At 44.3% G+C, this 13,979-nt stretch carries 11 protein-coding genes and 1 other RNA gene; 5 read left to right on the top strand and 7 right to left on the bottom strand.

What is annotated here, in order from left to right; all coding sequences use genetic code 11:
• Positions 1-29: 29 nt before the first annotated feature.
• The 4 genes from dnaJ to grpE all read right to left on the bottom strand — a co-directional run bounded on the left by dnaJ (position 30) and on the right by grpE (position 6,094).
• On the bottom strand, positions 30-1,175 hold the full coding sequence (gene dnaJ, locus BCT81_RS07860; protein ID WP_008224495.1) for a molecular chaperone DnaJ: 1,146 nt from the start codon (positions 1,173-1,175) through the stop codon (positions 30-32).
• A gap of 284 nt (positions 1,176-1,459) precedes the next feature.
• Positions 1,460-3,373 (bottom strand): molecular chaperone DnaK, encoded by a 1,914-nt coding sequence (gene dnaK, locus BCT81_RS07855; protein ID WP_102423756.1) that lies wholly within the window; start codon positions 3,371-3,373, stop codon positions 1,460-1,462.
• Positions 3,374-3,846: 473 nt separating this feature from the next.
• Positions 3,847-5,121 carry a dicarboxylate/amino acid:cation symporter gene (locus BCT81_RS07845; RefSeq protein WP_004737574.1) on the bottom strand — a complete coding sequence of 425 codons (1,275 nt, stop codon included), beginning with the start codon at positions 5,119-5,121 and terminating at the stop codon, positions 3,847-3,849.
• Positions 5,122-5,512: 391 nt separating this feature from the next.
• Positions 5,513-6,094, bottom strand: a complete 582-nt coding sequence (gene grpE / locus BCT81_RS07840) for a nucleotide exchange factor GrpE (protein WP_004737573.1) — start codon at positions 6,092-6,094, stop codon at positions 5,513-5,515.
• A gap of 143 nt (positions 6,095-6,237) precedes the next feature.
• Between grpE and nadK the strand changes: the two genes are divergently transcribed.
• From nadK to bamE, 3 genes are all read left to right on the top strand, one after another.
• Positions 6,238-7,122 (top strand): NAD(+) kinase, encoded by an 885-nt coding sequence (gene nadK, locus BCT81_RS07835; RefSeq protein ID WP_102423754.1) that lies wholly within the window; start codon positions 6,238-6,240, stop codon positions 7,120-7,122.
• Between the two features lie 291 nt (positions 7,123-7,413).
• On the top strand, positions 7,414-9,078 hold the full coding sequence (recN, locus tag BCT81_RS07830) for a DNA repair protein RecN (RefSeq protein ID WP_102423753.1): 1,665 nt from the start codon (positions 7,414-7,416) through the stop codon (positions 9,076-9,078).
• Positions 9,079-9,245: 167 nt separating this feature from the next.
• Positions 9,246-9,605 carry an outer membrane protein assembly factor BamE gene (gene bamE, locus BCT81_RS07825; RefSeq protein WP_004735159.1) on the top strand — a complete coding sequence of 120 codons (360 nt, stop codon included), beginning with the start codon at positions 9,246-9,248 and terminating at the stop codon, positions 9,603-9,605.
• 184 nt (positions 9,606-9,789) lie between these two features.
• On the opposite strand, the gene BCT81_RS07820 is transcribed toward bamE, so the two are convergent.
• Together BCT81_RS07820 and BCT81_RS07815 are read right to left on the bottom strand one after the other, a co-directional pair.
• Positions 9,790-10,098 (bottom strand): RnfH family protein, encoded by a 309-nt coding sequence (locus BCT81_RS07820; RefSeq protein WP_102423752.1) that lies wholly within the window; start codon positions 10,096-10,098, stop codon positions 9,790-9,792.
• A gap of 3 nt (positions 10,099-10,101) precedes the next feature.
• The gene (locus BCT81_RS07815) at positions 10,102-10,530 is read right to left on the bottom strand and encodes an SRPBCC family protein (protein WP_004737568.1); all 429 of its coding nucleotides are present in this window, start codon (positions 10,528-10,530) and stop codon (positions 10,102-10,104) included.
• 119 nt (positions 10,531-10,649) lie between these two features.
• Here BCT81_RS07815 and smpB point away from each other — a divergent pair, with 119 nt between their 5' ends.
• Together smpB and ssrA are read left to right on the top strand one after the other, a co-directional pair.
• Entirely contained in the window at positions 10,650-11,135 is a 486-nt protein-coding gene (gene smpB, locus BCT81_RS07810; RefSeq protein WP_004737567.1) for an SsrA-binding protein SmpB, read from the top strand.
• Between the two features lie 65 nt (positions 11,136-11,200).
• Positions 11,201-11,567, top strand: a transfer-messenger RNA (tmRNA) gene (gene ssrA, locus BCT81_RS07805).
• Positions 11,568-11,762: 195 nt separating this feature from the next.
• On the opposite strand, the gene BCT81_RS07800 is transcribed toward ssrA, so the two are convergent.
• Positions 11,763-13,643: a RimK/LysX family protein gene (locus BCT81_RS07800; protein ID WP_102423751.1), complete on the bottom strand. Its 1,881-nt coding sequence runs from the start codon at positions 13,641-13,643 to the stop codon at positions 11,763-11,765.
• Positions 13,644-13,979 lie beyond the last annotated feature (336 nt).

Raw genomic sequence — 13,979 nt, 5'->3', positions numbered from 1 at the left:
ATCGATAACTTAATATTTCAATAACCTAATTACTTAGTTAGGTCATCGAAGAAGTTTTTAACGCCGCTGAAGAAACCTTCAGACTTAGGCTTGTGCTTGCTTGCCGCTTCGCCGCCACATGTCTCTTCAAACTCACGTAGAAGTTCTTTCTGACGAGAACTTAGCTTCACTGGAGTCTCAACCACTAGCTTAACGATTAGGTCACCCACACCGCCGCCACGAACACCTTTCACACCTTTGCCACGCATACGGAACATACGGCCCGTTTGTGTTTCTTCTGGCACTTTAAGATTTACACGACCATCAAGTGTTGGTACTTCAACTTCACCACCTAGAGCAGCCATAGAGAAGCTTACTGGTACTTCACAGTAAAGGTTATTGCCGTCACGTTCGAAGATGTTGTGCTCTTTTACGTGAACTTGTACGTATAGGTCGCCAGCTGGAGCGCCTTGCTCTCCCGCTTCACCTTCGCCAGATAGACGAATACGGTCGCCAGTATCAACACCAGCAGGGATCTTAACGTTAAGTGTTTTCGTCTTCTGCTTACGGCCTTGACCGTGACAAGAGTTACATGGGTCTTTGATGATCTTGCCTTTACCGTTACAAGTAGGACAAGTCTGCTGAACCGCGAAGAAACCTTGACGCATTTGTACTTGGCCGTGGCCATGACAAGTGCCACAAGTTTGCGCAGAAGAACCTTTCTTCGCGCCGCTACCATCACAAGTGTCACATTCAACCAGTGTTGGTACTTCAATCTCTTTAGATACACCACGAACCGCTTCTTCAAGCGTCAGTTCCATGTTGTAACGTAGGTCTGAACCACGTTGTGCACGTTGTTGACCGCCACCACGACGACCGCCGCCGAAGATGTCGCCAAATACGTCACCGAAGATATCGCCGAAATCACCTTGACCGCCGCCGAAACCGCCGCCGCCACCCATGCCGCCTTGTTCAAAAGCTGCGTGGCCGTATTGGTCGTAAGCTGCTTTCTTTTGAGGATCGGTTAGGATCTCGTACGCTACTTTTACTTCTTTAAATTTGTCCGCTGCGCTCTCATCACCCTGGTTACGGTCCGGGTGGAATTTCATTGCTAAGCGCTTGTACGCTTTTTTAATATCGCGCTCTGATGCATCGCGGCTTACGCCTAATACTTCGTAAAAATCACGTTTTGACATGTTCTAGGTCACCAAAATAATTGCTACTACCGAAAAGTAACTTCAGTAGTCTGTGTATCAATCTAGATAAAAGTTCTGCCGGCTGAATCACCGAATAAAGCTATTATCTAGATCGACAAGTCTAAATACAAATTTACGGGCGTGAGAGTTACCTCTGACGCCCGTATTAATAAGTCTTCGAGACAAATTTCTAAGCAGATAGCTTGAGTTCTAGAAGGAAGCGCGCAGCCTACGCTAGTAGGTGAGCACTTCCGACAACGAAATCAGGCTACTCTGCGACGAAATTATTTTTTGTCGTCTTTAACTTCTTCAAACTCTGCGTCTACCACATCGTCGTCTTGCTTAGGTTGCTCACCCGCTTCAGCGCCAGCTTGCTGTGCTTGAGCTTGTTGTTGAGCAATTTCCATTAGCTTCTGAGCTGCTTGCATAAGTTCTTGAACTTTAGCGTCGATAGCTTCTTTGTCGTCACCAGACTTAACTTCTTCTAGTGCCGCGATAGCTGCTTCGATCTTCTCTTTCTCGTCTGCAGGTAGAGCTTCACCAGCTTCTTCTACTTGCTTCTTAGTACCGTGAATCATTTGGTCAGCTTGGTTACGTGCAGTTACTAGCTCTTCGAACTTCTTGTCCGCTTCTTTGTTAGCTTCTGCTTCTTGTACCATTGCTTCGATCTCTTCCTCAGACAGGCCGCCTGATGCTTGGATAGTGATCTTCTGCTCTTTACCAGTCGCTTTATCTTTCGCAGATACGTTTAGGATACCGTCAGCATCTAGGTCGAAAGTTACTTCGATTTGTGGCATGCCACGTGGTGCAGGTTGGATACCTTCTAGGTTGAACTGACCAAGAGACTTGTTGTAAGTCGCTTGCTTACGCTCACCTTGTAGTACGTGGATAGTTACCGCGCTTTGGTTGTCTTCAGCTGTAGAGAACACTTGATCCGCTTTTGTAGGGATAGTTGTGTTTTTCTCGATTAGCTTAGTCATTACGCCGCCCATCGTTTCGATACCGAAAGATAGAGGAGTAACGTCTAGAAGTAGTACGTCTTTAACGTCACCAGCTAGTACACCACCTTGAACTGCAGCACCCATTGCTACTGCTTCGTCAGGGTTTACGTCTTTACGAGCTTCTTTACCGAAGAACTCAGCAACTTTAGCTTGAACCATAGGCATACGAGTTTGACCACCAACTAGGATAACGTCAGTGATTTCGCCTACAGATAGGTCAGCATCCGCTAGAGCAACTTTTAGAGGCTCAAGAGAACGTTGTACTAGGTCTTCAACTAGAGACTCAAGCTTCGCACGAGTCACTTTGATGTTCATGTGCTTAGGACCAGTCGCATCAGCAGTAACGTAAGGTAGGTTTACGTCAGTTTGAGTAGTAGAAGAAAGCTCGATTTTCGCTTTTTCTGCTGCTTCTTTAACACGCTGCATTGCTAGTGGATCAGCTTTAAGGTCGATACCTTGCTCTTTCTTGAACTCATCTACTAGGTAGTTGATCATGCGGTTATCGAAATCTTCACCACCAAGGTGAGTGTCACCGTTAGTTGAAAGAACTTCGAAAGTCTTCTCGCCTTCTACTTCATCGATTTCGATGATAGAGATATCGAATGTACCACCACCAAGGTCGTATACAGCGATAGTGCGATCACCGCCTTGCTTGTCTAGACCGTAAGCTAGAGCAGCAGCAGTTGGTTCGTTGATGATACGTTTAACATCTAGACCAGCGATACGACCAGCATCTTTAGTTGCTTGACGTTGAGCATCGTTAAAGTAAGCAGGAACAGTTACAACTGCGCCAGTTACTTCTTCGCCTAGGAAGTCTTCAGCTGTTTTCTTCATTTTCTTAAGAACTTCAGCAGATACTTGAGGAGCAGCCATTTTTTGGCCTTGCGCTTCTACCCATGCATCACCGTTGTCAGCCTTAACAATGTTGAAAGGCATGATTTCGATATCGCGTTGAACTTCTTCATCTTCAAAACGACGACCGATTAGACGCTTGATAGCGAACAGTGTGTTTTGAGGGTTAGTAACAGCTTGACGTTTTGCAGGTTGACCAACTAGCGTCTCGCCTTCTGTGTATGCGATTACTGATGCTGTTGTACGTTCGCCTTCAGCATTTTCGATTACGCGTGGTTTGTCGCCGTCAAGAACAGCAACACAAGAGTTAGTAGTACCTAAATCAATACCAATGATTTTACCCATCAGGCTATCTCCGAAATATATTCTATTAAGTTTTTGCTATACCCACTGATGTGGGGGTGGTAATTAGAGATTCAACCCTAATACACAAAATTAAAGTGCAAATACAATTTGCTTTCGTATGCACCATAGATAAGGGCTCACGATACCTTTTCAAGGGTAAAAACGGATTTTTTTACATTTATTTTAATAAAAAGAATGATTAGGTAAGAATGCATATCATTAACACACCATTAAACCCGTTATTCGATTCAAAAGCCCCGTTTTACCTTGTGTGGATAATATCTGGTACTGTTTGTAACAGCCTTATGGCTAACCATCAAGGCGAAGAAAAAATTCAACGCACCATGCTTGTGCCCACGGTACTCCAAGCAAGATTTACATTTATCACCCAATAAAAAAACGGAGCCACTTGGGCTCCGTTTTCAATCAAGACTTTCTACATAGACATTGTCTATAGAAGGAAGAACTTTTAATTAAGCTTCTGCTTTCTTCAGTTCAACTTCTTCGTCTGCTTCAACGCCGATTTCGTTTTCAGATTTAGCAACGATAGTGTTTACCGCTGTGTCACCCACTACGTTTGAAGAAGTACAGAACATGTCACAGATACGGTCAACAGCAGCAACGATAGCTAGACCTTCTGGTGGTAGACCTAGTTGGTGCAATAGAACACCTACCATTACTACACCGCCACCTGGAACACCACCAGCACCGATAGACAGTAGCAGGATAGTTAGACCTAGAGTGAAGATATCAGCAGTGTTGATTGGCTGACCAAATGCGTTTGCTACGAACATAGTTGCTAGTGCGATATAGATAGACACACCAGACATGTTCATTGTTGCACCTAGTGGTACACCGAAGCCCGCTACTGACTTAGATACGTTTAGCTTGTCAGTAAGAGTGCGCATTGTTACTGGGATTGTCGCGTTCGAACTTGCAGTAGATAGTGAGAATAGAACTTGCTCACGAGTTGCACGTAGGAACTGCTTTGGAGAAATACCAGTGAATGAACCCACCATCATTGGGTAGAAGAAGAAGATCCAGAACACAAGCATTGCAACAACAAGCGCTACGTAGCCAGCTACTGACATTAGCGTATTTGCATCCAGCGTTGCACCTAGTTGAATCATCAGAGCGAATACACCGTATGGCGCTAGGCTCATTACTAGGCCGATAAGCTTCATCATGATTTCGTTAGCCATCTTGAACGTCTTGATAGCTGGGCCACCACGAGAATCAAGCGCTTGAATAGCAAGGCCAGTCAGAATCGCCATGAAGATGATTTGTAGCATGTCGCCGCTTGCGAATGCTTGTACTGGGTTGCTAGGAACGATGTTCACAACAAGAGAGAAGATGTCTGGTGTTTCTGTTGTTGTAAGTGCAATCGTCTCAGAAACCGTACCCGCTAGGTTTGCACCAGCGCCAGGTTGGAAAATAAGACCAATCGTTAGAGCAGCTGAGATCGCGATGATGGTGTTAATAATGTAAAGACCAAAGGTTTTACCACCAAGACGACCAAATGAACGGATATCCTTTAGTTCAACGATACCGCAAACAATAGATACATATACAAGAGGCACTACCAACAACTTGATAAGTGATACGAACATACCACCAGCGCCTTCCGCAGCACCAAGTAGGTAAGTGTCAAAAATAGCGATTCCGCTGAATAGGTACTGAATAGCAGTACCAATAATCAGGCCAACAAATAGGCCTACAAAAATCTTACTTGAGAGCGATTTATCCATCGTTCTTCTCCAGTTTGTTGTGTTTAAAATTTGTACTTTTATAGTTGTATGTGCGAGTAATATCGCTATATGGCAGTGGATTTTACATACAAAGATAACAATTAAAAGCACTTGTTTACAAAAATATCACAAGTGTGACATCAAAACATTTTCTTATTAACAACCAGTTTCATAACACAAAACTCTAAACCGCTGTTCTGTATGAAATAAAAAGAACGACATCCTTAATGCACTTTGAAGGGCTATTTACGCGGATTCTCAAGTGACAGGCACAAAAAAAGAGAGGCATAAACCTCTCTTCTTATTTCACATCAACTAGTGAATTATATTGTAACTGCAGCTAGCTTGATCAGTAAAAAGTCGAACCTTTCACTTAACGAGCACCACTCAATTACTTAGCGACCATTACCATTGCAGGGCGAACTACACGACCGTTTAGCTCGTAGCCTTTTTGCATCACGAACATAACCGTGTTTGATTCGTGATCTGGGCTTTCTTGGATAGACATCGCTTGGTGGAATTCAGGGTTGAACGCTTCACCTTCAGGGTTGATCTCTTTAAGACCAAACTTAGCAACTGTGTCTACGAATGTTTTGTGCGTAAGCTCAACACCTTCGTATAGTGGCTTAACCACTTCGTTTTCAGCGTCTGCAGCTTGCATTGCACGCTCAAGGTTGTCGATAACAGGCAGTAGGCCTTCAGCAAACTTGTTCAAAGCGAATTTACGCGCTTTATCAATTTCTTGCTCGCTACGGCGACGCATGTTTTCAACTTCAGCTTTAGCGCGAAGAACAGAGTCTTGCTGCTCTTTCACTTTAGTTTCGCTAGCTAGCAATGCCGCTTCTAGTTGAGCAATCTTTGCTTCCTGCTCATCAGCAGCGTCTGCGTTCAGTTCAGCTTCTTCAACTTTTTCTGCTTCAGCAATGATCTGATCTAGTTCTTCTTCGGTTACTTTGTTTTCTTCGTTGCTCATGATATCTCCAGAATTCGTTTCCAATGCAAGTGACAGGCGGGTTTGCGCCTCAAATTGATATAAAACACTCGCATAGACGTTCAACTTGCCTTTATTATGGGGATGAAGAATTTTGATTCAAGCCTAATTCGTTTGGAAACCTTATGAAAAAGCCATTTGAAGTGATCGCCATTATTGGTAAACCTCGAGATCAGCAAGCAATTCAGACTCATAGAGAACTCTATCAGTGGTTGAGCACTGAGGGTTATCAAGTGTTTGTTGATGACAGACTCGCCAGTATTTTAGACGATATCCCAAAAGAACATTTTTCTAGCCTGGTCGACTTAGGTAAACGCGCCGATCTCGCCATTGTAGTCGGTGGTGACGGAAACATGCTCGGCGCCGCTCGAATCTTGTCTCGTTTCGATATTTCAGTAATCGGTGTAAACCGAGGTAACCTTGGCTTCCTAACCGATCTCAACCCAGAAAACTTCCAGAGTGCACTGACCGATGTTCTCAAAGGCGAGTTCATGGAAGAAGAACGCTTCCTACTTGAAACAGAGATCCACCGCCATGGCCAAATAAAAAGCCATAATGCAGCACTTAACGAAGCGGTACTTCACCCCGGCCAAGTCGCGCACATGATCGAGTTTGAAGTTTACATCGACGACAGCTTCGCTTTCTCACAGCGCTCTGATGGCTTGATCGTGTCAACACCAACCGGTTCTACCGCCTACTCGCTCTCTGGCGGCGGCCCAATTTTGTCATCAAGCTTGAATGCCATCTCTTTGGTACCTATGTTCCCGCACACGCTTTCAAGCCGACCGCTTGTTGTCGATGGGAAACGTCACATTAAATTGATCGTATCGCCTGATAACCGCGGCACTCAAGAAGTCAGCTGCGATGGTCAAATCTCGCTACCTGTATCTCCAGGCGACGAAATCCATATTTACCAAAGCCCAAATGTGCTCAAGCTGATCCACCCGAAAGACTACAACTACTACCATGTCCTACGTAACAAACTGGGCTGGTCGAGTAAGCTGTTCTAGCTCAACGGCACTAGTAACAACCAAAAATTTCAAAGGCTGACGATATTCGTTAGCCTTTTTTATTACCTTTATAACGCCCACCAACTCTGCCTTCACGCCTATCCTAGAGCTCGTCATTCCCAAGAAGGAGGAGCGACTGAGTTGGGAATCTATAGTGGTTTCAGTGTTCTACAGACAAGTACAATTCTGAGAGCTATCACAAAAAATTTTCATCTGTCGACTTTACTGTATAAAGAAACAGTATATACTGAGCTTATATACAGTATTGTTCAGTTATACAGGTAAATAAAAATGCTGGCTCATTTAAGTGTTAATAATTTCGCTATTGTTAAGTCTTTACAGCTAGAACTTTCTAAAGGCATGACAACAATCACCGGGGAAACTGGTGCGGGTAAATCTATCGCAATCGATGCTTTGGGTTTGTGTCTTGGAGGGAGATCCGATGCAGGAATGGTAAGACAAGGTGAAGAAAAAACCGAAGTCAGTGCTGCTTTTTTACTTGAGAACAATCTGCATGCAACTCGCTGGTTAGAAGATAACGAACTTCTAGACGGCACTGAATGCATCCTGCGCAGAACCATCTCTAAAGAAGGTCGCTCTCGCGCATTCATTAACGGTAGCCCGGTTCCTCTTTCACAATTGAAATCACTAGGACAACTACTGATCAACATTCATGGCCAGCACGCGCATCACCAGCTGATGAAAAGCGACTACCAAATGGCAATGCTTGACCAATACGCAGGCCATTTAAACTTATTGAAATCGACACGTAATGCTTATCAAACTTGGCGCCAAGCAGACAACCACCTAAAAGAGTTACGTGAAAACAGCCAACAAAACCAAGCTCAGAAACAGCTTCTTGAATACCAAATCAAAGAGTTAAACGAGTTATCTATTGGGGAGGAAGAATATGAAGAGCTCGAACAAGAGCATAAGCGCCTCGCCAATAGCGGAGAATTGGCCTCAACCTGCCAGCAAGCTATCGAGCTTATTTACGAAGGTGAAGAAGTTAATGCGCTTGGTATTCTGCAATCGGCCAATCACTCCCTGATTCAACTAGCAGAATTAGATGAGCGACTTGCTGAGCTACCAAATATGCTGTCTGAAGCCATTATTCAGATTGAAGAGACCAACAGTGAGCTAAGAACTTACCTTGATAGCATCGATGTCGACCCAGGTCGCATGGCTTACGTTGAAGAGCGTTTCTCTAAAGTGATGTCGATGGCGCGTAAACACCACGTATTGCCTGAGGAGCTGTATAAACACCACCAAGACTTGCTACAACAAGTTGAAGCGCTGGATTGCTCTGATGAAAAGCTTGAAGAGTTAGCGAATGACGTTGAAAACCAATATCAATCATTCGTAGCAAAATCTGAGAAGCTGCATAAATCTCGCGTTCGTTACGCAAAAGAGCTAAACAAGCTGATCACGCAAAGCATGCATGAACTGAGCATGGAAAAAGCGCAGTTTGCGATTGAAGTAAACAACACCAACACTCACCCTTCACCATTGGGTATGGATAACGTGACCTTTATTGTATCTACCAACCCAGGCCAACCGATGCAGCCAATCGCTAAAGTGGCGTCTGGTGGTGAGCTATCACGTATTTCATTAGCGATTCAGGTGATCACTGCACAAAAAGTCGATACACCAAGTCTGATTTTCGATGAAGTGGATGTGGGTATCAGTGGCCCAACCGCCGCTGTAGTTGGCAAGATGCTACGTAAACTAGGCGAATCAACTCAGGTAATGTGTGTGACTCACTTACCTCAAGTTGCCGGTTGCGGTCACCAACAGCTGTTTGTGGCAAAGAACACGAAATCAGGTAAAACCGAAACTCAAATGCATACACTTGATGAGCAACAACGCGTTTCAGAGCTGGCTCGACTGCTTGGTGGCAGCCAAATCACCGAGTCGACCCTTGCCAACGCAAAAGAGTTATTAGTCGCCGCTTAGATTAAATCTTCAGCAACTTTCTGATAATTTAACGAAAAATATTGGCAATTTTGCAACTAAATTCAAAATTGCCAGTCATAACAAGCTCAAAGCGCAAGGAGCTTTTTACTTCTTGCTGGAGCTTGTTTATTATCAGGCAGTATTTTAGCGAAGAAAGATCTCAAACTATGCGAATTAAAAAGTGGTTAGTTGCAGTTCCACTTGCACTAACAATGTTGACCGGTTGCTCTCTACTAGAGAAGTTGGTTTATCGAATTGACATCAATCAGGGTAACTATGTTGAACAAGAAGCTGTCGACCAGCTCAAGTTTGGCATGACAAAAACACAAGTTCGTTACGTTATGGGCTCACCTATGCTTATCGAAAATGGCTACCCAGATACGTGGTACTACATTTACCACCACCAAAAAGGTCATGAAGACCCGATTCAGAAAAACCTCGTCGTGAACTTTGATGCTACTGGCACCCTAGTTACGATCAACGGTGATTTTGAAGCCAGTGATGAGTTCTTCGAAAGCCTTCGCTAGCTTTCAATAGACAAGCTCTCAGCTGATAAAGCTACCCGTAGACAAAGCAAGAATCTTAAAAGCCTGCTCAATGAGCAGGCTTTTTAATATTTGCTTACAAATTAACCCACCGAACCTCGCTCACAGACACAAAAAAGCTCGCCGATTTGGCGAGCTCTCTGTGAATTTAATCCGTTTTTCGATGCTATTTAGCAGCAGCGGCTTTTGCTTGTTCGGCACGTTTACGGCGAATCTCTTTTGGATCAGCCAGCAGCGCGCGATAAATCTCAATTCGGTCTTTATCACGAACCGTTGCATCTAACTTCACGTTACGGCTGAACACGCCAACCTTGTTTTTTGCTAAGTCGATCTCTGGGTACAGTTCCAAAACACCAGACTGCACAATAATCTCTTCAACGGTCGCGTTCTTGTTCACAACCAAAGTAAACACACGCTGCTCATGCGGAAGTGCAAAGACAACTTCTACGTGGATCATATCTGATTCAATAGTCATGGTTTAGTAAACCTGTTTCGCTCGTTGAGTAAATGCGCTCACCATGTTGGTCGTTAGCTCATTGAAAATCTTACCAAATGCCATTTCAATCATTCGGCTAGAGAATTCAAACTCTAACTTAAGCTCGACCTTACAGGCCTGCTCATCCAACGGAGTAAAATACCAACCGCCCTGCAGTTTCTTGAACGGGCCGTCCACCAGCTCCATCAAGATCTCAGCGCCATCCGCTAAGCGGTTAGACGTTGTAAATGTTTTGCTGATACCTGCTTTAGAGACATCAACCGAAGCCACCATAGCGGAATCTGAAGATTCGATCACACGAGAACCAGAACACCCTGGCAAAAACTCAGGATAACGAGCAACATCATTGACCAAGCTAAACATCTGGTCGGCACTAAATGAAACTAATGCTGAACGAGTAACCTTTGGCATATAGACTCCTGTTAAAGACGGCGTTACATTAACACAAACTGCAATTTTAATTGTATTGGGCCAGAGCGCAAATAAAAAGGATTCCCCAACTAGGGTGCAATCCGTATAATGAGGCCATTATGGCAAAGAATAAATCAAAATCAAAAGCCGGTAGTAATACCATCGCGCTTAATAAGAAAGCTCGCCACGAATATTTCATCGATGATGAGATAGAAGCGGGGCTTGAGCTACAAGGCTGGGAAGTAAAATCCCTACGTGAAGGCAAAACGAATATCGCAGAAAGCTACGTCTACATCCGTGATGGCGAAGCATTCATTAGTGGTATGACGATCACTCCGCTTACTCAAGCGAGTACTCATATCGTGGCGAACCCAACACGTGTCCGTAAACTCCTAATGTCGAGAAAAGAGCTCGATAACCTATTCGGTCGTATTAACCGTGAAGGCATGACACTTGTCGCAACCGCACTTTACTGGTCTCGCTCTTGGGCGAAGATTAAGATTGGCGTAGCGAAGGGTAAAAAGCTGCACGATAAACGAACTGATATGAAAGAAAAAGATTGGGCGAGAGATAAAGCACGAATTATGAAGAGTAATTTGCGCTAATTTTAAGCACTTAAACGCACAGCGCTAGACAGAGTAAGCTTTTCTGGTACTATGCAAGAACACTTGGGGCTGATTTAGGATTCGACAGGAATTTTGAAGTCTGAGGTGCATGCCGTGGGGCGGTTGGCCACGTAAAAAGCCGCAAAAAAATAGTCGCAAACGACGAAAACTACGCACTAGCAGCTTAATAACCTGCTCAGAGCTCTCTTGCCCTAGCTTCCGCTCGTAAGACGGGGACCAACAAGAGATCAAACCCAAACAAGCTAGCGTGGCTTCTCCCACCTGAGAGGAAAAGCGCGAATTATAATTCAGGTTAGCCTTTAACTAGCGTGTCGGTTCGCAGGTTGCTGGTGAATTTAAAGATCGACTAAGCATGTAGTACCAATGATGAATAGTTTTTGGACGCGGGTTCAACTCCCGCCAGCTCCACCAAACGTTTGGAAAGGGCCAACTCGAAAGAGTTGGCCCTTTTTGTTTGTCTGATGTTCACAAATGAGATGCGTTCAGCTGTAAAACAACGAGCTAATAACTCATCAAAACAGTTAGTTATGAAAAAGCCACACATCCCATTACTGAAATGTGTGGCCATTTAGAACTGCTCTATTTCGCTTTTAGTAAATTAAGGTGTTACTCCATTTTCCCTAGAACGTAATCTTCATCGCTACTTACTACTGCGCCGTACTTCAGGAAGTTCTTACCTAGAATCATGCTGTATTCAAATCGAGAACGATCTTGAAGGTTCACTCTCACTTCTTTCTCTAGATCGCCTAGCTTCACTTTCATTTCTACGACAGGTCGAATGTTAACCTTCTCGCCTTTCTTCGCTTTAATGCGCATCACATCAATCACTGGCTTGGTAAACTCTTGCTTATCGCCTTGATTGTTTTGATAAGTAAAGGTCACCATGTCTTGACCATCTTTCTTGAATCGCTTGATGTTCACCGCGTTCATAGAGCTCACGTCAGCACCGGTATCTAGCTTGGCAGGGAATGTCATGCCGTTCACTTCAACCACTTCAATGTGCCCAACTTTAAACAGAGGCTCGGCTTTCAATAGGTAGTCTGAGCGCGTGTTTACGTAAACGCCCTCTTTCGCCATCTTCTTACCGAGAATGAAGTAAGCTTCTTTTTCGTTGCTGTTTAGTACATCGATAGCAAACTCTTGTGTGCGAACCTTGCCAGAAGCCGAGAACTCACCGCTCACTACTGGGCGAGTATCGTCTCCTACTTTGAGCTTTTTAATGATTGGCTTTGTGACTTTCTGCTGTTCGCCATTCGCGTCAGTTAGGTAAAACTCAACCGATTCATCTTTGCCCTTGCCGACAATTTCAAAACTGTCCACCCTTAATAGAGGCGTGTTTACAGTAAAAGAAGCCACAGCCTTTAGTGAGAACCCATCAAGTGTAATGTCCTCTTCCGGTGAGATAATCATTGGGGAACCCGCTTCCACCACATTGCTAAAACTCGATGAACCTTGTGAGAGCAAATTCTCAGCATTAGTATCAATCATAAAGAATTCGCTGGCGGTATTCGTCCCTACCTTTAACTGAGAAGTGCCGCCTGAATACTCGCTCAAATAAACAAGCACATCTTTAGTGGTAATCTCATCGAGTTGAACTGGCACATAGACTAAAGGTCTCTTCTTACCGCTCACGCTTAGCATACGAACCAACGGTAATGTCACCTCTTTTTGCTTGCCAGTGTTACCGACGATATCAAACGTGACTTCGCTGTGTTTTTTGTCTACATCAATATTTTTTGCATGTAGGGTGCTGTAGCGATTCTTTAAAGAGAAGGTCGCATTCATTGGTATGCCCGAAATAGACACCACCTCTTTGCGGCCAACCACGGTTGCGTTCTCTTGCTCTTGCAAATAGTCGTAGCCAGCAAACACCAGTGCGTTATCCGCTAGGAAGGTTTTACCGATCAATACTGGTGCAGAGAAGTGACTTCTGTCTGTCAGGTTAACATCGGTTTTTAGCTCTTGGTCTGCGATGGCCAGCGACATTTTAATGGTCGGGCGAAGCAAAGACTTACTGCTGGTGCGGCTACGTATAACACTGACACGCTCTAAAGGGGCCTGAACCTTTACTTTCTCTCCAGTCCGCGGGTTTTGCACCTTAAAAGAAACGATCGCCTGATACTTTGCAAAGTGGCTGCCATCCCAATCCCTATAGTGGAGAGCTCTGTTGCTCCGAACCTCTTCGACCAATGCCGCCATCAACTCCTCATCTTTGAGGTTCTTGTAGTCGGCATGGAGACTTCTCACATGAATATCTTCAGCATGCATCGAAGTGGTTTCTGCACCGGTGTCGATTTTACCCATGAAAGGGACGTCTTTTAGCCCTTGAACGCCAGAGAAGTACACATTCTCAGTTCGCCCTAAGACCACTTTACCATCAAGTTCGTAACTCGGGTTTTGCGTGGTGTGAGAGGTGTCTGTAGCCAAAGAGTATTGTGACAAAAATAGAGAACTTAAAAGAGTTAGAGTCAAAGGGATCTTTTTCATTAGTTAGTCCGTTGTGATCAGTTCACTAATAATACTGGTGAAAAGGCAAGAAGTTCCCCACCAGCAATGGTTCTCACATAACGTTTACGCTATGACTTTTTAAATGACAAACCGATGACTTTGCGTCGCATTATTTCATCAATTGTTGACTAACAGACACTCAATAACGTTTGGATATTCAGTGTTCTATTGGAGAAATGAATACACAAAAGGCCAACGACGCGCGTTGACCTTAGCGATTAAAAATACCCATGAAGCGAGCTTAACTTGCTAAAACACGAACGGTTCTAGATAAACATAGCACTAAAAAGTCCCGACTGTTTTCTTTGCACAGAT

The organism is Vibrio sp. 10N.261.52.A1 (assembly GCF_002876325.1).
Lineage (GTDB): Bacteria > Pseudomonadota > Gammaproteobacteria > Enterobacterales > Vibrionaceae > Vibrio > Vibrio chagasii.
Note: the sequence above shows the minus strand (reverse complement) of the source record. Positions and strands in the feature narration are given on the sequence as shown.